The sequence below is a fragment of the Phycisphaerales bacterium genome, from assembly GCA_040217175.1.
Lineage (GTDB): Bacteria > Planctomycetota > Phycisphaerae > Phycisphaerales > UBA1924 > JAHCJI01.
The window spans coordinates 716,545-737,843 of sequence record JAVJNT010000001.1; the positions used below are offsets into that span (position 1 = coordinate 716,545).

Annotated in this window: 20 protein-coding genes and 1 tRNA gene; 15 read left to right on the forward strand and 6 right to left on the reverse strand. The window is 68.7% G+C overall.

Annotated elements, in window-relative coordinates; genetic code table 11:
* The first annotated feature begins 1 nt into the window (after position 1).
* On the forward strand, positions 2 to 1,009 hold the full coding sequence (locus RIA68_03140; protein MEQ8316429.1) for an ABC transporter permease: 1,008 nt from the start codon (positions 2 to 4) through the stop codon (positions 1,007 to 1,009).
* Between the two features lie 4 nt (positions 1,010 to 1,013).
* Positions 1,014 to 1,964 carry an ion transporter gene (locus RIA68_03145; GenBank protein MEQ8316430.1) on the forward strand — a complete coding sequence of 317 codons (951 nt, stop codon included), beginning with the start codon at positions 1,014 to 1,016 and terminating at the stop codon, positions 1,962 to 1,964.
* 45 nt (positions 1,965 to 2,009) lie between these two features.
* Here RIA68_03145 and RIA68_03150 read toward each other — a convergent pair whose 3' ends face one another.
* The 3 genes from RIA68_03150 to RIA68_03160 all read right to left on the reverse strand — a co-directional run bounded on the left by RIA68_03150 (position 2,010) and on the right by RIA68_03160 (position 6,294).
* Complete coding sequence (locus RIA68_03150) at positions 2,010 to 3,758, reverse strand: GC-type dockerin domain-anchored protein (GenBank protein MEQ8316431.1); 1,749 nt, start codon at positions 3,756 to 3,758, stop codon at positions 2,010 to 2,012.
* A 118-nt stretch (positions 3,759 to 3,876) separates the two neighbouring features.
* The gene (locus tag RIA68_03155; GenBank protein ID MEQ8316432.1) at positions 3,877 to 5,049 is read right to left on the reverse strand and encodes a bifunctional methionine sulfoxide reductase B/A protein; all 1,173 of its coding nucleotides are present in this window, start codon (positions 5,047 to 5,049) and stop codon (positions 3,877 to 3,879) included.
* Positions 5,050 to 5,148: 99 nt separating this feature from the next.
* The gene (locus RIA68_03160; GenBank protein MEQ8316433.1) at positions 5,149 to 6,294 is read right to left on the reverse strand and encodes an alkene reductase; all 1,146 of its coding nucleotides are present in this window, start codon (positions 6,292 to 6,294) and stop codon (positions 5,149 to 5,151) included.
* Positions 6,295 to 6,665: 371 nt separating this feature from the next.
* Between RIA68_03160 and RIA68_03165 the strand changes: the two genes are divergently transcribed.
* From RIA68_03165 to RIA68_03210, 10 genes are read left to right on the forward strand one after another with little or no spacing between them, the layout of a single operon-like run.
* On the forward strand, positions 6,666 to 8,084 hold the full coding sequence (locus tag RIA68_03165) for an anthranilate synthase component I family protein (GenBank protein ID MEQ8316434.1): 1,419 nt from the start codon (positions 6,666 to 6,668) through the stop codon (positions 8,082 to 8,084).
* A gap of 1 nt (position 8,085) precedes the next feature.
* The gene (locus RIA68_03170; GenBank protein MEQ8316435.1) at positions 8,086 to 8,724 is read left to right on the forward strand and encodes an aminodeoxychorismate/anthranilate synthase component II; all 639 of its coding nucleotides are present in this window, start codon (positions 8,086 to 8,088) and stop codon (positions 8,722 to 8,724) included.
* Positions 8,721 to 9,740 carry an anthranilate phosphoribosyltransferase gene (trpD, locus tag RIA68_03175; GenBank protein ID MEQ8316436.1) on the forward strand — a complete coding sequence of 340 codons (1,020 nt, stop codon included), beginning with the start codon at positions 8,721 to 8,723 and terminating at the stop codon, positions 9,738 to 9,740. The genes RIA68_03170 and trpD overlap by 4 nt, the downstream gene beginning before the upstream one ends.
* 59 nt (positions 9,741 to 9,799) lie before the next feature.
* Positions 9,800 to 10,543: an indole-3-glycerol phosphate synthase TrpC gene (locus tag RIA68_03180; GenBank protein MEQ8316437.1), complete on the forward strand. Its 744-nt coding sequence runs from the start codon at positions 9,800 to 9,802 to the stop codon at positions 10,541 to 10,543.
* A complete protein-coding gene (locus tag RIA68_03185) occupies positions 10,536 to 11,153 on the forward strand; it encodes a phosphoribosylanthranilate isomerase (GenBank protein MEQ8316438.1) in 618 nt (205 codons plus the stop codon). Before RIA68_03180 ends, RIA68_03185 begins: the two co-directional genes overlap by 8 nt.
* Positions 11,150 to 12,379: a tryptophan synthase subunit beta gene (trpB, locus tag RIA68_03190; protein ID MEQ8316439.1), complete on the forward strand. Its 1,230-nt coding sequence runs from the start codon at positions 11,150 to 11,152 to the stop codon at positions 12,377 to 12,379. The genes RIA68_03185 and trpB overlap by 4 nt, the downstream gene beginning before the upstream one ends.
* Positions 12,380 to 12,382: 3 nt before the next feature.
* A complete protein-coding gene (trpA, locus tag RIA68_03195) occupies positions 12,383 to 13,147 on the forward strand; it encodes a tryptophan synthase subunit alpha (GenBank protein MEQ8316440.1) in 765 nt (254 codons plus the stop codon).
* A 33-nt stretch (positions 13,148 to 13,180) separates the two neighbouring features.
* A complete protein-coding gene (locus RIA68_03200) occupies positions 13,181 to 13,927 on the forward strand; it encodes a hypothetical protein (protein ID MEQ8316441.1) in 747 nt (248 codons plus the stop codon).
* A 9-nt stretch (positions 13,928 to 13,936) separates the two neighbouring features.
* Entirely contained in the window at positions 13,937 to 14,914 is a 978-nt protein-coding gene (locus tag RIA68_03205; GenBank protein MEQ8316442.1) for a hypothetical protein, read from the forward strand.
* A gap of 9 nt (positions 14,915 to 14,923) precedes the next feature.
* On the forward strand, positions 14,924 to 15,667 hold the full coding sequence (locus RIA68_03210; GenBank protein MEQ8316443.1) for a hypothetical protein: 744 nt from the start codon (positions 14,924 to 14,926) through the stop codon (positions 15,665 to 15,667).
* 87 nt (positions 15,668 to 15,754) lie between these two features.
* Here the strand turns inward: RIA68_03210 and RIA68_03215 are convergent, their stop codons facing one another.
* On the reverse strand, positions 15,755 to 16,447 hold the full coding sequence (locus RIA68_03215; GenBank protein ID MEQ8316444.1) for a hypothetical protein: 693 nt from the start codon (positions 16,445 to 16,447) through the stop codon (positions 15,755 to 15,757).
* A gap of 165 nt (positions 16,448 to 16,612) precedes the next feature.
* Here RIA68_03215 and serS point away from each other — a divergent pair, with 165 nt between their 5' ends.
* Positions 16,613 to 18,022, forward strand: a complete 1,410-nt coding sequence (gene serS / locus RIA68_03220) for a serine--tRNA ligase (protein ID MEQ8316445.1) — start codon at positions 16,613 to 16,615, stop codon at positions 18,020 to 18,022.
* 3 nt (positions 18,023 to 18,025) lie between these two features.
* Positions 18,026 to 19,378, forward strand: coding sequence for an APC family permease (locus RIA68_03225; protein MEQ8316446.1), 1,353 nt, complete (start codon positions 18,026 to 18,028; stop codon positions 19,376 to 19,378).
* Here the strand turns inward: RIA68_03225 and RIA68_03230 are convergent.
* A complete protein-coding gene (locus tag RIA68_03230) occupies positions 19,306 to 20,043 on the reverse strand; it encodes a hypothetical protein (GenBank protein ID MEQ8316447.1) in 738 nt (245 codons plus the stop codon). The two genes, RIA68_03225 and RIA68_03230, sit on opposite strands and share 73 nt — an antisense overlap.
* 174 nt (positions 20,044 to 20,217) lie before the next feature.
* On the opposite strand from RIA68_03230, the gene RIA68_03235 reads away from it, so the two are divergent.
* A tRNA-Asn gene (locus RIA68_03235) sits at positions 20,218 to 20,289 on the forward strand.
* 59 nt (positions 20,290 to 20,348) lie between these two features.
* Here RIA68_03235 and RIA68_03240 read toward each other — a convergent pair.
* On the reverse strand, positions 20,349 to 21,296 hold the full coding sequence (locus RIA68_03240; protein ID MEQ8316448.1) for an efflux RND transporter periplasmic adaptor subunit: 948 nt from the start codon (positions 21,294 to 21,296) through the stop codon (positions 20,349 to 20,351).
* Between the last annotated feature and the right edge of the window lie 3 nt (positions 21,297 to 21,299).

A 21,299-nucleotide genomic window follows, 5' to 3' on the forward strand; every position in this document is an offset into this window, starting at 1 on the left:
CATGCTTGGACTGATCATCCGACGGCTGGTGCAGCTTCCGATCATCGTGCTGGTGATCTACACGCTGACGCTTGCGCTTGCTTGGGCGATACCGGGGAATCCGCTGGAGAACCCCGAGGGCCGCCAGCCCAAGCCCGAGGTCATCGAGGCGATGAAGCGCCAGTACAACCTCGACAGCTTCCCGAACTTCTATTGGTCCTACTTGGCGAACGCGACGGGCGTGAAGTACGCGGCCGATACCCTGAGCGGCGAACTTGCCCGCGAGCGTGAGCGGGCGGCGGCGGAGGGTCAGGCGCCGCCGCGGCGGTACGTATTCGACTTCGGGCCGAGCCTGCAGTACGAGGACTGGACGGTCAACGAGATCGTGCGCGACTCGCTGCCGGTGTCAATTACGCTGGGTGCGATCGCGATCCTGATCGCACTGGGCGTCGGCGTTGTTGCTGGCATCGCGGGTGCCGTGAAGCCCAATTCGTTGGTCGACCTCGGCACGCTGATGGTGGCGTTGATCGGTATCAGCCTGCCGAGCTTCGTGATCGGAACGGTCCTGCTGCTGATCTTCCCGGTCTGGCTGGGGATCGGCGAGGTAGGGTCGAGCGCCGGCCCGTTGGACATGCTGCTGCCGGCGGTCACGCTGAGCCTGCCGTTTGCGGCGTATATCGCCCGCCTGACGCGGATGGGCATGATCGACGCGCTCTCGACCGACTACGTGCGCACGGCCCGGGCCAAGGGCGTGAGCGAGCGCGTCGTGCTGCTGCGGCACGCGCTCAAGAACGCGTTCCTGCCGGTGCTCAGCTATCTCGGACCGGCGGCGGCGCTGGCGATGACAGGCTCGTTTATCGTCGAGCGCGTGTTCAACGTGCCGGGCATGGGCCAGCACTTCGTCAACGGCGTGCAGAACAAGGACCTGTTCCTGATCATCGGCGTCGTGCTCGTCTTCGCGACCATGCTGGTGCTGTTCAACCTGGCCGTCGACGTGCTGTATCGCTGGGTCGATCCGAGGATCGCATAGTCCGATGGAACCAACCGTCCAGTACGTGGGCGAGGCCGCGCCGGGCTCGCTGGTGCATCGCCTCAGGCAGATCGCCGAGGCCGGGTGGTTCCACGCGATCGTGGTCGGCGTCATCCTGGTGGCGGCGATCAACGTTGGGCTCGAGACCTATCCGCAGATCATGGAGCGCGTCGGCCCCCTGCTGCTCGGGCTCGACAAGCTGATCATCGGCATTTTTATGGCCGAGTTGGTGATCCGCATCGGGGCGCACTGGCCGCGGCCCTGGCGGTTCTTCCTGAGCGGGTGGAACGTCTTTGACTTTGTCATCGTGGCCGTCTGCCTCTTGCCGCTGGGCGGGCCGTACGCCGCGGTCTTGCGGCTGGCCCGAGTGCTGCGCGTGCTGCGGCTGGTGACGGTGGTGCCGAGGCTGCGGGTGCTGGTCATCGCGCTGCTGCACGCAATCCCGTCGATCATCTACGTCACGCTGCTACTGGTGCTGCTGTTCTACGTGTACGCCGTGATGGGGACGGTGCTGTTCGGCAAGAACGATCCCGTGCACTTCGGTACGCTGCAGGACAGCATGTTCAGCCTCTTGCGGACGGTGACGCTCGAGGACTGGACCGACCTGTACTACATCCAGAGCTACGGCTCGGACGTCTACCGGCCGCCGGGCATTGATCGCTATCCGCACGCGCAGCCGCAGGCCATGCCGGTCGTGGCGGCGGTCTACTTCGTGAGCTTCGTCATCATTGGCACGATGATCGTGCTGAACCTCTTCATCGGTGTGGTCATTAGCTCGATGACGGAGGCCCAGGCCGAGAACGCCCGCGTCATGCTGGAGCAACGCGGCGAGGGCGACGACATGGGGGCCCAACTGGCCGCGATGGAGCGACGCATGCAGGAGATGGCCCATCAGACGTCCGTGCTGCGATCTGCCGTCGAGCGCGAGAACGGCCCGGCCAACGGATCGCGTTGATCCATCGACCAGGCCTTGACCAGAGAAGTCCTTGAAGTCTCTTGGTTATGGGCAGCCGGCGACGAACTCGTTTTGGAACGCCAGGAAGTCGAAGATCGTGAGCTCACCGTCGCCGTCGAAGTCTGCGGCGGGGTCGCCGCTTGCGAACAGGTTCTGGAAGACGAGGAAGTCGAAGATGGTCAACTCGCCATCGCCATCCAGATCAGCGCGGCACGGCGCGGGCACGCCGGTATCGCCGAAGAGCATGATGGGGGCGCTGGCCGCATCGCCGGCGTGCCCGAGCAGCGGCTGGTAATCGAACCCACCGATGCCGACCAACGCGGGCTGCCACGAAGGGCCCGCAGGGAACGGGCTGGGCGGCAGCATCACGGGCTCGGGCGTCGTCCCCTGGGCGACGAGCTCGATGTGGTAGCGGCCGGGAGGCAGCGGCGGCAGCCATTGCATGTCGACGAGCGCGTCCTGGATCGGGTTCTTCTGGCTGCCCTCGTCACCCTCATGCACGGCGTACATGCCGGTGAAATCGGTTTCCAGCAACCGGTTGTCGCCGAGGTCGCCGGCGATGACGCGGCCGGTGGGTCCGGGCTCGCCCGCCCAGATGCGGACGCCCACGGCCTCGAGAGGCTGATCGTCCTCGGCCCCCGGATGGATCAGGCGGAGCATCACCTCGCTGAGCGCCCACTCCTGCTCTGGCGGCACGACGAACGGCTGGGCGATGCTCAACTCGCCAGGAATCAGCGGAACGCCCAGGGGCAGGTCGACCGGCACTTGGTAGACGGGCGAGAGGTCCTCGCCGCCATCGAGGTCGGTCGTAATGTACACGTCTCCGGCGGCTGCACCCGCGGCCTCCTCGTGCTCACCCGCACCACCCATCTCGATCTCGACGTCCAGGTCGTGGTCGTCGTCGCCGGGCATGTCGAATTCCATTTCGGTGCGGTTGGCCAGGTCGAAGCTGAACGTCGACGCGGCACCAACGGGCGGCACGGCCACGCCCGCGTATACGCCGGTCGCGATTGACTCAGTGATCACGCCGTCCTTGGCTTTGATGATCAGGCGGCCACGCTCGGGCGTCACGTCGCCCGGCATCTCGATCCGGAAACACATCGTGCGTGCGGTGTTCGAGACCTCGCCGTTCTCCCACTCGAAGACGCCGTCCTGCACGAAGTTGTCGATGTCGATGAGCAGGTGCTCGGTCATGGTGCCGGTGGTCCGGTCAAAGACCCGTCCGATCACCGGATCGATGCGACGCACCTTGCCGATGCCGCCCTGGATGCCCGGCTCGGCCCGCCATCCGCCGACCCAGCCGATGCGGCCACGGCGGTCCATGCCGCGGCCTCGGTAATACAGCCTCGCCGCGGAGAACGCGCGACCATACGCCGATCGGGCGACGCTGACGTCGCACAGGTCGACGCTGCCGAACACGCTGATCTCGCCGACTGCGTTGCCGACGACGAGCGTGGTCACGTCGGCCTGGCTGTTGGCCTCCGAGATGGTGCCGGCGGCGGCGATCTCGGTGAAGGTCGTCACGCCGAGGCCTACGACGTTGATGGCGCGTTCGTCTTCCTTGTCCTTCATGCGGCCGCAGCGGGCATAGGCATACTCGCGGTGCTTGAGAGCCAGGTGCGGGGGAAGGTTGCCGCGCGTACTGACGTCGAACTCGTGCTCGACGAGGTAGTCCTGCGCGGATGCCGTCGAAGCCGAGAGCCCGGCAACCGCCACGAGGGCGGCCACCATTCCTGCCGGAACGCTCATCAGGCTTGGGATTCGAGACTCTTTGGTCTTATTGCAGTTCAACATGGGTTGCTCCTCTCGAGCGTGTTCGGGGGTGGCCGCGTGCCAAGCCCGACAACGAGGAGCGCACGAAAAGGCGGCCACTCACGCGGCCGCCATGGATCGGGCAGGAGCTTCGGAACGATTACTTCTGCTTGAGCTTTTGCGGGAACTTTGATCGCACCTTTTCGATCTTCGGAAGCGCGACGTTGCAGATGTAGGGCTGGTCAGGATTGAGCTCGGCGTAGTCCTGGTGGTAATCCTCGGCTACCTGGAAGCCGTTGAGCGGCTCGAGGGTGGTCACGATGGGGTCGCGGAACTCGCCCTTTTGGCTGGCGATGAACGCCTGGGCGGCCTGCTTTTCCTGCTCGTTGGCGTAGAAGATCGCGCTGCGGTAGTGCGTGCCGACGTCGCCGCCCTGGCGGTTGAGGGTGGTCGGGTCGTGCGTGGCGAAGTGGACCTCGAGCAGGGCTTCGTAGGAGATGACCTTCGGGTCGTACACGATGCGGACCGATTCGGCGTGGCCGGTCGCGCCCGTGGTGACCTGCTTGTAGGTGACGGGCTGGACGTCGGGGCTGACATGGCCGCCGGTGTAGCCGCTCGTGACGTCGTGGACGCCTTGGAGCTGCTCGAAGACGCCCTCGACGCACCAGAAGCAGCCGCCGGCAAAGTAGGCCACGCCGACCTCGCCCAGCGACGCGACGTCACTGGCTTCGGTGAAGGCCAGGCTCTCGCTATTGACGCAGAACCGCATGCCGGTGGGCTGCGGGCCGTCGTTGAAGACGTGGCCGAGGTGGCCGTCGCAGCGAGCGCAGAGGATCTCGGTGCGGATCATGCCGTAGCTGGTGTCTTCCTTGATGTTGATGTTCTCGTTAGCGACGGGCTTGAAGAAGCTGGGCCATCCCGTGCCGCTGGTAAACTTGGCGTCGCTGGCGAAGAGCGGGAGCTGGCAGCCGGCACAGGCGTAGACGCCGTCCTTCTTGTTGTCGAGCAGGGTGCCGCAGAAGGCGGGCTCGGTGCCGGCGTTGCGGAGGATCTTGTAGGCCTCGGGGCTCAGCCGCTCCTTCCACTCGGCCTCGCTGAGCTCGAGACGGGGCATCTGGATCGGGCCGACGAGGCTGCCGTTGGTGTCGAACACCCGCAGGGAGGTCGTGCTGCCGGCGGCTGAATCGGTGGTAGACATGATGGAGCCCTCTCGGACGGTCTGGTTTGATGCCAACGGGAAGGGACGGAGCACGCTCGCTACGGCGACGGTCGCCGCCACCAACGCGATGAACGAGGTTGAGAGCAGCCGGAAGGCATGGGAGCGAGGAGTCATCGTCGGGTTCCTCCGGAGGATCATCGTACGAGCGATGCTTTACGGGCGGACAACGGACCATGGAGACGCTTTATTCGGGACCGTCTGTCAGCCGAAATGTCAGTCGTTCGGTCCGTCATCCAGGGTCGGATAATCCGTGTAGCCCTCGGGGCCACCCCCATAGAACGTCGACTGGTCCCACTCGTTCAGCGGGGCGTCACGCCGGAATCTTTCGGCAAGGTCCGGGTTGCTGATGAAGGGCTTGCCAAAGGCGATGGCGTCGGCCTTGTCGTCGTCGATCCGCCTTGCGGCGTTCTCGGCCTCGTACTCGCCGTTGCCCACGTAGGCCTGACCGCCGGCATCGCGGAACGCCTTGCGAACGGCGCCGAAGACCTGCTCGCTCTCATCGTCGCGAGCCGAATCGCGGAATGCCTCGACGACGTGGATGTACGCCAGGCCGAGCTTGCCGAGTTCGGTGGCGAGATACGCGTACGTGTCAATCGGCAGATCCTGCGGGTCTTGATCGCCCTCGGCCATCGGGCTGACGCGGTAGCCGACGCGGCCGGGCTCCCAGACCTCGAGCACGGCGTGGGCGACTTCGAGGCAGAACCGCGCGCGATTCTGGAGCGAGCCGCCGTAGTCGTCGGTTCGCTTATTGGTCGAGCTTCGCAGAAACTGCTGGAGCAGGTAGCCGTTGGCGCCGTGGATCTCGACGCCGTCAAAGCCAGCGCGCTTGGCGTTCGCGGCTGCCTTCCGGAATTGATCGACGACGCCGGAGATCTCGTCGGTCTCGAGGGCCCGCGGCTCGCTGGTGGGCACCATGCCGCTTTCCTTGCTGGTGTAAGTCTTGCTGTCGGCGCGGATGGCCGAGGGGGCAACGGGCTTCTGGCCTTCGGGCTGCAGGTCGACGTGGCTGATGCGGCCGACATGCCACAGCTGGGCCAGGATGAGCCCGCCCTTCTGGTGGACGGCATCGGTGACCTTCTTCCAGCCCTCGACCTGCTCGTCGCTGTAGATGCCCGGCGTGAAGGCGTAGCCCTTGCCCTGGGGGCTGACCTGGGTGGCCTCCGAGATGATGACGGCGGCGCCCTTCAGCGGGTCGGCCCGCTGGGCGTAGTACTCGGCGTTGAGCTCCCACGGCACGTCGCCCGGCTGCTTGCTGCGGCTGCGGGTAAGGGGGGCCATCCAGACGCGGGTCTTGGCGTCGAGCTGGCCCGCGATGAGGGGCGAGAGGAGGTTGGCGAGCTTGGTTTCGAGCGTGGTCATAGACCCATGATCTACCCGAGCGGCCCCATGATTCCCCGGACGCCGAAGACCGCGTGGATCTCCCCATGCCACGGCCGATATCCGCAATGTCGGCCCCGTGCGGGCGATTGGCCTTGATCGAGGGGGGGTTCTTCGGCATAATCGTCGGCATGAGCCGCTCCTGCTCCAAACCCACTCCCTCGACCGGCCGCGAGCGCGGCTGGTGGTGGCGTTGGTGCGAGGGGCGTGGCGTTCGTGGCTCGCGGCTGGCTGACTAGCCCGCCGAGCCTGCTCCCCGCCCCCACGCGGATCTCGCCGAGGGGGTGTGTGGCCGGACCCCTCGTCCGAGTCGATAGAAGATCGACCCCCGCCACGAGGACGCCCATTCGGCCATGCAAGCCCCGTTCGACATCCCGGCCGATCTTGATACGCCGGTCTCGGTGTTCCGCAAGCTGAGCCCGTTCTCGCCTTGCTTCCTGCTGGAGTCTGCCGAGAGCGGCACGCAGCTCGCGCGGTACTCATTCATCGGGCTCGATGCCGCGTTCACGGCGCGGTTGCCGGCGGATGGCTCGCCGGTGCAGATTCGGAAGGGCGGCACCGTCGAGGAGATGGCGGCCCCGACGGATTCGGCGGGATTCCTCGCGCTGCTGCGCGAGCTGCGAGATCGCGCACCGGCGCTGTCTCCCATCCCAGGCAGCGTGCCGTTCGCAGGCGGCATCGTGGGCGTGAGCGGGTACGACGCGGTGCGGTTCTTCGAGCCCCTGCCGGCTCCGGCCGGCCGCGAAGCGACGTCGCCGGTCGCTCTCTATTGCGCGCCCCGGAGCGTGCTGGTCTTCGACCACCTGACGCGGCGGATGGCGCTGCTGCACGCCGGCGAGGACTGGGAGCGCGAGTCGCTGCGGCGCGAGATGGTGCACGCGATGCGTGGAGCGCATCCGGCCGAGTCGGTGCGCAGCGGGCATGCGCCGCCGAGCCACAGCGTCTCAGAGCCGGACTTCCTCGACCAGGTGGCCGCCGCCAAGAAGGACATCTACGACGGCGAGGTGTTCCAGCTCGTCCTGAGCATCCGCAGCACGGGCGAGGCCCATACCGAGCCGTTCCAGGTCTACCGGGCGCTGCGGATGCTCAACCCCTCGGCGTACATGTACTTCCTGGACATCGAGGGCGTCCGCGTCGTCGGGGCGTCTCCCGAGGCGCTCTTCCGCTGCCACGGCGGGCAGGCGATGCTGCGGCCGATCGCGGGCACGCGCAAGCGTGGGCAGAGCGAGGAGGAAGACCGGGCGCTCGAGGCCGAGCTGAACGCCGACCCGAAGGAGGCGGCCGAGCACGTGATGCTGGTCGACCTGGCGCGCAACGACCTCGGGCGCGTCGCGAAGCCGGGGACGATCCGCGTCGATCCCTTCCGCACCATCGAGCGATACTCGCACGTCATGCACCTGGTCAGCGGCGTGCGCGGCGAGCTCGAAGACTCGGCCGACGCGATGGACCTGATGGCGGCCTCGTTCCCCGCCGGCACGCTGGTAGGTACCCCCAAGGTTCGGGCGATGCAGCTCATCGACGGGTACGAGCCTGTCGGGCGGGGCTTCTACGCCGGCGCGGTTGGGTACTTTGCCAAGCCCATCAATGGCGCCTTGGCCGGTGCGGACAAGGCCATCTGCATCCGCACGCTCGTGTTCGAGGACGGGGCGTACGCCTATCAGGCGGGGGCGGGCATCGTGGCCGACTCGCAGCCGCAGGCCGAATATCAAGAAGTTCGCTCGAAGGTCGCGGTCCTCGAGAAGGCACTCGAGCTCGCCCGGGGAGGGTGGTGAGATGGCCCGCGTGCTGATGATCGACAACTACGACTCGTTCACGTTCAACCTCGTGCAGTACATGCGCGAGCTCGGGGCCGAGGTGCTTACCCATCGCAACGACGCGATCTCGGTCGACGTGGCGCGGGCGCTATCGCCGACGCACCTAATGGTGTCGCCGGGGCCGGGGCGACCGGACGACGCCGGCGTGACCATGTCGATGATCGAGTCCTTCGCCGACGAGCTGCCGATCCTGGGCGTGTGCCTGGGCTTTCAGGCCATCGCCGCGGTCTGGGGCTCGCCCATCCGCCACGCCGCGTGCCTGATGCATGGGAAGCCTTCGGACATCGAGCACGACGAGAAGGGCGTGTACGCGGGCGTGCCGCAGCGGACGCCGGTGGGCCGCTACCACTCGCTGGGCGTGCACGAGCACGAGGTGCACGCGGACTTCGTCGCGACGTCGCGCGACGTTGATGGCGGCGAGCTCATGGGGATCCGGCACCGGTCCCTGCGCATCGAGGGCGTGCAGTTCCACCCCGAGTCGGTGCTCACGCCGTGGGGCGGCACGATGGTGGCGAACTTCCTGGGCATCCACGATCGACAGATCAAGCCGCCCTACCCGGCGCGCATGTACGCATCCACGGCGGAGACCGCACGATGAGCTCGGAAGCGTCGCCGATGCTGGAGCGGTTGCTGCAGGGCGATTCGCTCGACGAGAATGCCGCGCACGCGTTGGTGCATGCGCTGGCTGATGGCGGGGTCGAACCACCCCTTGCCGGGGCGCTGCTGGCGGCGCTGCGGGCCAAGGGCGAGACGGCAGCCGAGGTACGCGGGCTCGCGCGCGGGTTGCGTGAACTCGCGACGACGCCGCCCTTCGAGACGCCCGCCGACGGGTGCGACCTGGTTGGCACGGGCGGCGACGGCAGCAACAGCTACAACATCTCGACCGGCGGTGCGATCCTGGCCGCCGCTGCGGGTGCGACGATCGTCAAGCACGGCAACCGTTCGATCAGTTCGAGATCGGGCGCTGCGGATCTGCTCGCGGCGCTCGGGATCGAGGTGCCCATGCCCGATTTGGCGAAGGCGCTTCGCGACTCGCGATTCGTGTACCTTCACGCGCCAGCGTTCCACCCGGCCATGGCCGCCATCGCACCGATCCGCAAGGCGATGGGCGTACGGACAGTCTTCAACATCCTGGGCCCGCTGACGAATCCGGCCCGGCCGCCGTTCGCGGTAATCGGGGCGTTCTCTCCCGGGGTCGCCCAACTCACGGCCGAGGCGCTCGCGGGGCTCGAGGTCAAGCGTGCGTTCGTCGTGCACGGCGAGCCGGGATGGGACGAGGCAACCCCGTGTGGTCGATTCCTCCTTTTTGACGTGCACGATGGTCGCGTGGAGCGGACGACGCGAGATCCTCGAGAGTTTGGCATCGACCGGTGCTTGCCCGAGGACCTGCGTGGCGGCACGCCCGAGGAAAACGCCGAAGCGCTGCGGAGAGTCGTGGGCGGGAACGATGCCGGTCCGCATCGCGATGCGCTCGTGCTGACGGCAGGGCTCGCGCTCGAGGTGTCGGGGAAGGTAAGCGACCTGGATCAGGGCGTGTCGCAGGCTCGTGAGGCCATCGAGGATGGTCGGGCCGCCGCGTTGCTGGATCGTCTCGGATCGATGGGCGACTCGTGATGGGGAGTAACTTCCTCAAGGAGATGGCGGAGGCTTCGGCGGCAAGGGCTCGCGCCGCAATGACACTTCAGTCCCTTGCCAGTCTTCGGAGCAGGTCGTTCGACACGCCGCCTCCGAAGGCTGTCTCACTCGGCGACTTCGGATTGATCGCCGAAGTGAAACGGTCGAGCCCCAGCGAGGGCGTGCTCGCGGCCGACTCGCTCGATGCCTTGTCACAGGCACGAACCTATGCGGATGCGGGCGCCTCGATGATCTCGGTGCTCACCGAGCCGTCGCGCTTCGGTGGGAGCGAGGACGACCTCCGGCAGATCGCGCGGAGCGTCGACGTGCCGGTGATGCGCAAGGACTTCCTGGTCGACCCGTACCAAGTCGTCGAGGCACGGGCGTGGGGCGCCTCGGCCGTGCTGCTGATCGCTCGCATCCTGGACGACGAGGACCTGCGTCGCATGCTCAACGAGAGCGAGGAAATGGGGCTCGTCGTGCTGGTCGAGGCGTTCGACGGCGAGGATCTCGAGCGAGCCAACGCTGCGATCGAAGGCCGAGCCAACGTGCTGCTTGGCCTGAATTGCCGAGACCTTGCCACGCTCGAAGAGGACGTCGGGCGGTTTCGAGAAGTCGTCGATCGCTTTCCCGCTGGCGTGCCGAAGATCGCCGAGTCGGGCATCGCGACCGGGCGGGATGCCGCCGCCGTGGCAACGCTCGGTTATGACGGCGCGCTCGTTGGGACGGCCCTGATGCGATCCGACAACCCGGGAGCCCTCGCTCGCGCGATGATCGAGGCCGGAAGGGCGGCCCGTGGCTGACCGCGTGCGCATCAAGGTGTGCGGGCTGACGACGCCAGAGATGGTGGACGCCTGCGTCGATGCGGGCGTGGACGCCGTCGGCGTCGTGCTGAGCCCGTCGCCCCGGCAGGCCACGCCGGGGCGGGCCGCGGAGCTGCTCTCGCACCTGCCGGGCTACGTCGCGGGCGTCGCGGTGTATCGGCACCCCGACGCAGAGCTCGTCGAACGCGCCATGAGCGTGCTTCCGCCGTGGACGCTGCACCAGTCCGACCGCGCGGACTTCACCGACTCGCTCGCGCTCGCGCGTGAGGACCGGCGCGTGCCGGTCGTTCGCCTGGGACCATCTTTCGAGCAAGATATCGCCGGGCTCGACGGCCGCATGGTCCTGGTCGAGGGGCAGGAGTCCGGCTCGGGCCAGCCCGCACCGTGGCAGGACGCAAAGCCTTGGGTGTCGCGGTGTCGTGTGGTCATCGCCGGCGGGCTGCGCATCGACAACGTCACCGGCGTGGTCCGATCGCTCCGACCATTCGCGGTGGACGTATCCTCGGGCGTCGAGCGCGAGCCGGGCGTGAAGGACGCCGGCATGATTCGCGAGTTCGTAGCAGCCGTCAGGCAAGGGGAACGCGCATGACCGCGGACACGCAAGGCCTCCTGCGGGCGCTCATCGGCGGCGCGCTGCCCAACGAGCACGGCTTCTTCGGCCCCTTCGGCGGTCGCTTCGTGCCCGAGACGCTCGTGCCCGCGCTCGATCGGTTCGAAGCGGGCGCTCGAGATGCGCTGGCCGACGCCGCGTTCCACAACGAACTGAGGCAGCACCAGGAAACGTGGGTCGGCCGGCCGACGCCCCTGATGTATGCACCGCGCCTGAGCGAGGCATGGAAGGCGCAGGTGTGGCTGAAGCGCGAGGACCTGGCCCACACCGGAGCCCACAAGATCAACAACGCGCTCGGGCAGGCGCTCATCGCCAAGCGGATCGGGGCCGAGCGGATCGTTGCCGAGACGGGCGCGGGCCAGCACGGCGTGGCGACGGCCGCGGCGTGTGCTCGTGTCGGCCTGCCGTGCATCGTCTACATGGGCGCGAAGGATGTGGAGCGACAGGCCCCCAACGTCGTGCGCATGCGGCGCATGGGCGCGGAGGTCCGGCCAGTCACGACCGGCGACGCGACGCTGCGCAGCGCCGTCGACGAGGCCATCCGCCACTGGGTGGGCGATCCGCAGGGCACGCATTACATCCTCGGTAGCGCCGTCGGCCCCCACCCCTTCCCGTGGGTCGTCCGCGAGTTCCAGAAGGTCATCGGTATCGAAAGCCGGCGGCAGATGCTCGAGCAGGTGCACGGATTGCCCGACCTCGCCGTCGCGTGCGTGGGCGGCGGGAGCAACGCCATCGGCTTCTACCACGGCTTCCTGGGCGACTCGAGCGTCGAGATGCACGGTGCCGAGGCGGGCGGCGTCGGCGCGGCCGTCGGCCAGCACGCGGCGACCATGAGCGGCGGCACGCCGGGCGTGCTGCATGGCTCGCGTTCGATGCTCCTCCAGGACGAGGACGGCCAGGTGAGCGACACGCAATCGGTGTCGGCCGGGCTCGACTACCCCGCCATCGGCCCCGAGCATGCGCTGCTCGCGCACGTCGGGCGCGTGAGGTACCACGCCGTACGCGATGGCGAGGCGATCGCGGCGCTCGACGAACTGTCAAGGCTCGAGGGCATCCTGCCGGCCGTCGAGCCCGCGCATGCTCTCGCACTGGCCAAGCGGCTGTGCGAGGGTCGCGACCACCCCACCGTGCTGGTCAACGTCTGCGGGCGCGGCGACAAGGACATGCCGATCCTGACGCGGCTGGCCGAGCAGGAGGGTCGCTGAGCCATGCACGCGCACGAAGCGATCAGCAAGGCGATCACCGACGGCCGCGACGCGCACGGTATCGCCCTGGTCGCGTACGTCACGGCCGGGTACCCGAGCATGGAGGCCTTCCCCGCGATCCTTAACGATGCCTGCCAGCACGCGGATGTCGTCGAAGTCGGCATCCCCTTTAGCAATCCCATCGCCGACGGCGGCTCGCTGCAGGAGACCGCCCGCGCGGCGCTTGCGGCCGGTGCGACGATGAAGAAGATCATGCACACGCTGCGTGACCTGGACGGCACCCTGGCCGCCCCGCTGCTGCTGATGGGTTATCTCAATCCGCTGCTGGCCTACGGGCTCGATCGGCTCGCCGAAGACGCTTCGAGCGCCGGCGTACGCGGCGTGATCGTGCCCGACCTGCCCCTCGAAGCGCTCGATATCGCCAAACCCCTGAACGACGCGGGGCTCGCCACCATCGGCATGGTCAGCCCCGTCACCAGCGACGCGCGCCTCGCGCGCATCGCCGCGCACGCAAGCGGCTTCGTGTACGCCGTCACGAGCGTGGGCGTCACGGGGCAGCACCGCTCCGATCAGTCGGACATCGTCGAGTACCTCAAGAAGGTCAAGGCCACCGCGACCATCCCCGTCTGCGCCGGCTTTGGCATCCGCGAGAAGGCCCACGTCGACGCTCTGCGCGGCGCGTGCGACGGCGTGATCGTCGGCTCGGCGCTCATGGAGGCGGTTGGCGAGGGGCGGGACGTCGGGTCGATCCTCCAAGCCCTGCGCTGAACCCGATCGCCGTACCTGCGGTAGACTCTCGCGATGCGTTGCCGCCGCACCATCCGCACGCTGGTCGTGTTCGTCCTGCTTGGGACGGTCGCGACGGTGCTCTCATCGTGGGCGATCCATGGCACGCACTGGCTCATCCGAGATCGCACGACCGACCTACGGCTCCTGTTCTTGATGAGCGGCATCGAGCCCATCCCGCCGCAGGCGTGGCCCGCGGTGCGCGTCGACGCGACTCCCGCGCTGCGACTCCGCGACACTTCCGTGCAACCCGGATCGTCGGGGGCCCAGATGGGACTCGGCTGGCTACGAGAGCGTCACGAGGCCTCCTCGCGTTCCGCCGATGCCGCCATCGAAGGTGCGGTCGATGAGATCCTGTGGCGCACGTCGACCGGCTGGCCGTGGCCCGCCCTTGGAAGCGAGGACTACGCGGCCACCGGCCATCGCGACGGGCGCATGAGCATCCTTGCCAGGACGCCCAGGGCCTCCCTGCCGGGTGGGCTGGTGGTCCAATCGCGTTTGCCCATCCCCCTGTTTGCCGAGTTCGCGCTCCCCGTGCTTCCGCTCTGGCCCGGCTTCCTTCTCAACACGCTCTTCTTTGGCTTGCTCCTGTTCGGCGCGTCGCGCACGTCGGGCCCGATTCGTCGCGCGCTGCGTCGGCGGCGTGGACGGCGCGCGCGGTGCGAGGACGACCGAGGCGGCCTGGACGCCGAGGCCGCGTGCCTGGAGTGCGGGGCGGAGGCGGGCGCACGAAAGGCAACCGCGCCCGCCGTTGCGACGTAGGCTCTTGCGATGCGTTGGGGCCGGGCCATCCGCACGCTGGCCGTGTTCGTCCTGCTGGGGATGGTCGCGACGGTGCTCTCGTCGTGGGCGATCCATGGGGCTCACTCCTGGCGTGTGCAATCGATCGCCAGTCCGCCCCAGTCGTTTGTCCCGGGCGTGACGTGGCCGTTCGATCCCGATCGAGCCCAGCGCATCGACATCGACACGACCATCAGCCCGGGCGAGATCGGCGTCGACCTGCAGGGCAGCATCTGGGTCGAACTGCGCAAGTCCAGGGCAGCCGGCGCGCCGTACCTGAGCGAGGCGCACGGGGTCACGGCCGACGCGGTCTGGCGCCGGCACCACCGGCCGCGCGATCGGCTCAGCCCCCTGCCGGCGTACCCGTTCCCCTACCTGGCGTTCGAGGGCTGGGAGAGCGGCGTCGGCTGGCGGGTGCTGGTCAGCGAGGTCGACCTCTGGAACGACGCGTTCGATCCCGAGCACGGCCGGATCACCGAGACGCTCATCGTCGTGCGTCCGGGCTGGCCGATCGCATCCATGGAGGTCGGAGCGCACTATGCGCAGGTGGTCGAGCGCCATCCGCCGCACCCGACGATGCGGGTGCGCTACCGCGGCTACAAGCGCGTGGAAGAGGTGCATCACCCGCCCGCCGTCGCACGCTCGAGCGGCATCGAGTTGTGGGCCGCCCCGCGGCCGCCGGTCGCCGCCGCGCCCGCCTTCCCCATCAGATACGCCGTCACCGACCGCTTCGCCCTCCCCCTGCTCCCCCTCTGGCCCGGCTTCGCCATCAACACGGGCTTCTACGCCCTGTTGCTGTTCATCGCGTGGCGCACGCCGAGCGTCGTTCGTCGCACGCTGCGGCGGCGGTGCGGGCGGTGTGCCCGGTGTGGGTATGACCGGGGCGGGCTGGGTCCAGGAACCGCGTGCCCGGAGTGCGGGCAGGGAGCGGGCGCTGGCGTGGCAACCAGGCCCGCTGCCGCGACGTAGGCTCGCTTGATGCGTTGGGGCCGGGCCATCCGCACGCTGCTCGTCTTCATCCTGCTGGGGATGTTGGCGACGGTACTCTCGTCGTGGGCGATCCATGGAGCGCAGTGGTTCGCGCGAAACCGGTCGGGCGGCGGGCCGCTGACGTACTGGCACGGTGGCCTCACGCCAATGCCCCCCGAGTCCTGGCCCGCCGTGCGCGTGCGCCCGCCACAGCCCGTGCCGCTGGAGGCCACGCTCGTGCAAGCGATCTTCTCGCACGCGCAGTTCGGCATCGGCTGGCTCCGCGAGCGGCACGAAGCGAGGTCGCGCGTCGGCCCGGCGCCCACGAACGATTGGGTCGAAGAGCGGCTCGTGCGCACGACGATCGGCTGGCCGTGGCCCGCGATGCGGCGCGACTCCTACGAGGCCGCTCGCTGGTGGGGCGGCGCATCGCACGCGTATGCGGCCACGCCGGCCGCGTCGCTCGCCGGCGGCCTGGAGATTGGTCCGCCACCGCGCTCCACCAACACCGACCGCTTCGCCCTCCCCCTGCTGCCGCTGTGGCCCGGCTGCTTGCTCAACGCGGTGTTCTACGCCCTGCTGCTGTTCGGCGCGTCGAGGTTGCCGGGCGCCCTGCGTCGCGCGCTGCGGCAGTGGCGTGGGCGGTGTATTGGGTGCGGATATAGCCGCGAAGGGCTGGACGCCGGCGTGGCGTGCCCGGAGTGCGGGGCGGTCGCTGGGCATCCGTCGCGGCGCTCGGCCGTGGCGAGGTGACGCGGACCTGCGTGGGGGTCGTGCGTCGACGTGCCTGCTCGCAACGTCGCCGCGCCCGTTCGGGCCACGGCGTTCGCGTGCGCCCGGTCAGCCGCCCCGCTCGTCACGCGGCGGGATCCGCCAGTGCTCGGGCGGGTCCTCGGGGCCGAACAGGCCGATCGACATGCGATAGCGCACGTCGTCGCGCTGGGCGATGAAGTTCTCGCGTTTCTTGTCGTCGGTCTCCATCGCGATGAGCCGCTCGAGGGCGGCCAGCTCGAGGTGCGGGCGGCCGTGCTGCGAACCGCTCTGCATGCCGCTGAGGATCATCCGGACGTGGCTCTCGATGGCTTCGGCCATGCGCTCTCGCATGGATCCGGTGCCGGCCATCGCCAGCCAGCGGTCGCGGTTGGCGTCGATGACGGCCAGGACCTCGACGCTGGCGTCCAGCCGCCGCTGGTGGTCGTGCCGCTGCGTGTGGATCTCGATGATCTTCCGGCCAGCCTCGATGATGGCCGGGGCGTCACGCAGGCGGTCGTCCTCCCACAGCTCGCGCATCGCGCGCAGGTATGTGATGCTGGGCGTCGCGTCGCCCTCGGACCGCGCCCGCGAAACCTCGGCGCCGAGGACGTGGCCGAGTCGCCGGCGGAGGTCGACGACGAGCCCGAGGTCGCCGTCGGGGCTCATGTGCCGGGGCGGCGGGCTGGCGGTTGCGCCGCCGTCCTGCGAGGAGCCGGCCGGGGCGATGGCGGCGACGGCCACGAGGGCCAGGGCGAGCACGGGCGTGGATGCGCGTGGCATGACGGGCCTCCTTAGGAAGGAAGGGTAGTCGGGAGGCCGTGTCACGCGGTCGTCACGAGCTTCGGGGCGTCGGTGTCGCCGCAGGCGATCGGGGTCCGGAGGGTCCGGCATGCGAGGGATGGCGGGATGCCGGACCCGCCGCGCGGGCGCGTACCATGGCCCCCCATGATCGACCTCAAGCACCTGCGCGAAGACCCCGAGCACTACAAGAAGGGCGCGGCCCGCAAGGGGTCGGGCGTCGACATCGACCGCGTGCTGGCCCTGGACACGCAGCGGCGCGACCTGACGACGCGGCGCGAGACGCTCAAGGCCGAGCAGAACAAGCTCGCCAAGGAGATGGGGCCGCGGATGGGGCAGCTCTCCAAGGCCCTCAAGGACGCCGACGGCGACGCGCGGGCCGAGCTGCAGGCCGAGATGGAAGGGCTGAAGGCCGGGCCGGCGAGGCTGAAGGCCGAGATCGAGGGGCTCGAAACCGAGCTGGCGGGCGTCGAGCCCGAGCTGCAAGGATTGCTCCTCACGATCCCCCAGCCGCCCGACGCCGACGTGCCCGATGGCGCGGGCAGCGAGGACAACGTCGAGATCCGGCGGTGGTCGCCCGAGGGCTTTGACCCCGCGACGCCCTTCGCCGAGCAAAGGGGATTCGGGGCCAAGAGCCATACCGAGATCGCCGAGCAACACGGCCTCATCGACTTCGAGCGCGGCGTGAAGCTGAGCGGCTCGCGCAGCTACGTGCTGACCGGCGACGGATTCCGGCTGCACCAGGCCGTGCTGCGGTACGCGTTCGACCAGATCATCGCCAAGGGCTTCACGCCCGTCAGCGCCCCGAGCATCGTGCGCGAGCACGCGATGGTCGGTACGGGCTTCTTCCCCGGCGGGCGCGAGCAGACGTACGAGGTGGGCATCCACGAAAAGGGCGACGCGGATCAGCCGCAATGGGAGGCCGACGGCTACCTCACCGGCACGGGCGAGGTCGGCCTGATGGGCTTCCACATGGACGAGATCGTCGACGAGGCGGACCTGCCCATCCGGCTTTGCACGCTGTCGCCCTGCTACCGCCGCGAGGCCGGGGCTGCGGGCAAGGACACGGCGGGCCTGTACCGCGTGCATTACTTTGAGAAGGTCGAGCAGGTGGTCATCTGCAAGGCGGACGAGGCCGAGAGCCGCCGCTGGCACCAGGAAATGATTGGTTACGTCGAGGAGCTCTTGCAGGGCCTCGGGCTGCCGTACCGCCTGCTCCAATGCTGCGCAGGCGACCTGGGCCAGAAGAACGCCGACATGATCGACGTGGAGTGCTGGATGCCCAGCCGCGGGGAACAAGGCCAAGGCGACTGGGGCGAGACGCACAGCGCCAGCCGGCTCTACGACTTCCAGTGCCGGCGGCTGAACCTGCGGTATCGCCAGGGCGGCGCGCAGGGCAAGGGCGCGACGACGTTCTGCCACTCGCTGAACAACACCGTGCTCGCGAGCCCGCGGTTCCTCATCCCGCTCATCGAGATGCACCAGAACGCCGATGGGTCGGTCACCATCCCCGAGGTGCTGCGGCCGTACATGAACGGGCAGGCAACGATCGGGTAGACGATGACCACGCCGACGAACGAGCTCCGCCGCGTCATCACCCTGCCCGGGGCTGTTGGCATCGGGCTGGGCTCGATCATTGGTACCGGTGCGTTCGTCACGCTCGGCCTTGGCGCAGGGCTGGCCGGGCCGTGGCTCCTGCTGGCGATCGTCATCGCGGGCGCGCTGGCGATGTGCAACGGCCTGAGTAGCGCCCAGCTCGCCGCCGTGCACCCGGTGAGCGGCGGGACGTACGCGTATGGCTACCGCTTCGTGCACCCGCTGGCGGGCTTCGCGGCCGGCTGGGTGTTCCTGATCGCCAAGACCGCCTCGTGCGCGACGGCGGCGCTCGGTCTCGGCGGGCTCATCGCATGGGCCACGGGCAAGCCGGGCGATGGCGCCACCATGACGCTCGCCGCCCTCGGCTCGCTGCTGGTCGTCGCGGCGATGGCGCTGGCGGGCGTGACGCGGTCGGTGCGGTTCAACTTCGTGCTCTTGTTCGTCACCGCGTTCGCGCTGCTGACGATGGTGATCGCGGCAGCGCCGGCGGCGTGGCGAGGATGGCAGGGGCTGTCGTGGTCGGCCATCGCCGATCGACCGATCTCCGCCCCCGGCGTGCTCGAGACGGCGGCCCTGTCGTTCGTCGCCTTCGCCGGCTTTGCGCGCATCGCGACGATGGGCGAGGAAGTCCGCGAGCCACGCCGGACCATCCCCCGTGCAGTCGTCATCACGCTGGGCGTCGCGATCGTGCTCTACGCGCTGGTCGCCTTCACCGGGCTCGGCGTGCTCGGCGCAGCCGAGTTCGGCTCGCGCGCCGCCGAGGACGCCGCCCCGCTGCTCGCCGTGGCGAAAGCGGTCGAAGCCCCCACGCTGGCAATCATGTTGGGGATGGGCGCCGCGGCCGCGCTGCTGGCGGTGCAGTTGAACCTCATCATGGGCCTCGCCCGCGTGGCGCTCGCTGCCGGTCGGGAGCGAGATCTGCCCCCGCCACTTGCGCGTGTCGATCGCCAGGGCGTGCCCGCCATCGCCACGGCGTGCGTGGTCGCGGGCATCGCGCTGTTGATCGTCGTGGGCACGGTGCCCCACGCCTGGTCGCTCGCGGCGGCGGCGGTGCTGGTGTACTACGCCATCACCAACATCGCCGCGATGCGCGTCGGCGAGGGCAGGTTCATCGCGCGCTCGGTCAGCACGCTCGGCCTCACCGGTTGCGTGTCGCTCGCCGCGTTCATCGAGCCGATCGTGCTCGGCGTCGTCTTGGGCCTGCTCACGATCGGATTTGGCGTCCGATTCGCAAGCCACAAGCTTCAGCCGCCGCCAGTGCCCTCGCCCGGATCGGCCGCCGGCTCGTCGACGGGATCGCTCGCGGGATCGCCCTGATCAATGGGGTCGACGGGATCGGCCGGAGCCTCGCCGGCCGGGGCCGGAGCGCTCACGACCTCGCGGCCAAGCGTGTCGTTGATGAGCCGTTCGATCTGCTCTGCAACGTCAACGTCGTAGGGCTCATTGGCCACGCCGACCTCGTCGGCCTTGTTCTGGGCCGCCTCGATGTAGAGCCGGACCTGAGGAGCGGTCGGGTTCTGCAGCGGCTGCAGGTCGCCCTGAGGATCGCGCTGCGAGATTGGCTCCAGCACCGGATCGAGATCGGCCAGCACGAGCTTGTCTTCGATGAGGCCTCGCTGGAGGCGCTGGGTGGCCAGCTCGCCCGCAGCGCGCTCTTCGTCCGTGATGCCATCGACGCTCAGGCTGTTGGCCTCGATGTACTCGAGCAGGCCGACTGGCAGCAGCGGGTGGTCTTCGAGCTCCTGGATCACCAGGCCCAGGTCCTCGAAGGTCACGTCGCCGGCCTCGAACGCGGAAGTGAGCTGATCGATCTGGGTGTTGATCCGGGTCTGCTGGCCAGCAGGAAGCTTCGACTCCTGCACCGCGGCCTTCATGCCGGCGTTCATGGCGCCGGCGGTCCAACCCTTCCAGTTCATCCACACGATGACGCCGCCGATGACGACGAGCGCTGCAACGACGCCCAAGACGGCCAGGCAACCCACGAGGAGGTTGCCCCGACGAGCGGCGACAGGTCGAAAATGCGTACGGCAAATGTTTGGCACTTGGAATCCCCCGTTCTGGACGTGCAACGAACCGCGAATCTTTGGCCCGCACGGGCCTGCGTTCTCTTGACGCTGGGAAAGTGGCGCTTACGCTTTCGGCTCGATACGTCGTGATCCCCGATAGCTCAATGGTAGAGCGAGCGGCTGTTAACCGCTAGGTTGCAGGTTCGAGTCCTGCTCGGGGAGCTTCTGGAGCCCGCATCTTCATGGTGCGGGCTTTCTCGTTCGAGCTTTCGCCGGGGTGCTCAGCCGTCGCGCCCCGCAGCGACCGCCGGCATCGCAGCTTCCTCCTGCTCGAAGCGGGCAAGTTCATCCGATGTCGGCAGCCGATCGGCGGCAGTCGCGAGCACGCCTGCCGGAACCCGTCCAGCGGGGAGTTCGAAGTCGAAGACGACCCGCATGGTGCCAGAGGTAGGCTCGATCTCGGGCTCGACGTACCTGGCCCTGGCGAAGACGACCGCGTCGAGCGGCTCGTGCAGGTGGATTGCGTAGGTGTTGCCCGCTCGAACGTCGAGTGCCGCGGCCGCGGGCAGGAACAAATCGGTGCTGAGCTGATCAATATCGCTCAGGAGTGCGACGGGATCGCCACCACGGACCACGGCGCCGTCCTCGACCATGCGTCGGACCACGACGCCGTCGAAGGGCGCTCGGATGCGGTGTCGCTCGACCTGCGCCAGAGCTTCTCGCGAACGCAATTCTGCCGCGTCCTGCTGTTCGCGGGCCTCGACGAGCTCGGTTTGGGCGATCTCGAGTTCGAATTGTGCGTTGACGACCTCCTCGTCGGTCGCCGCGCCGCGCTTCTGGAGCGAGCGCGTGCGATCGAGCACCCGCTCGGCATTCGCAACACGCAGACTCGCCCGGTTGAGCCTGGCGCCCTGATCGGCTTCCTGCCTTGCCAGTGCGGCAGCGGCGACGGCGACTCGATCGTCGAGCCTGGCGATGACCTCGCCTTGTCGAACACGCTGACCCTCGGTCGCAAGCATCTCGAGCATCAGGCCGTCGAAGGCGGACCCAACGGTCACGGATCGGCGTGGCCTCACCACACCGGGAAGGACCTGGTCGGGTGATTCGACCTGGATGATTCGTCCCTCGTCCCCGGTGGCCGTCGCCGACGGGGTCGGATCTTCGACGTGCAGCGTGTGCACGCAGGTCGCGATCGCAGGGAGGACGAATGCCTTGGCAAGAGCGTGCATGGT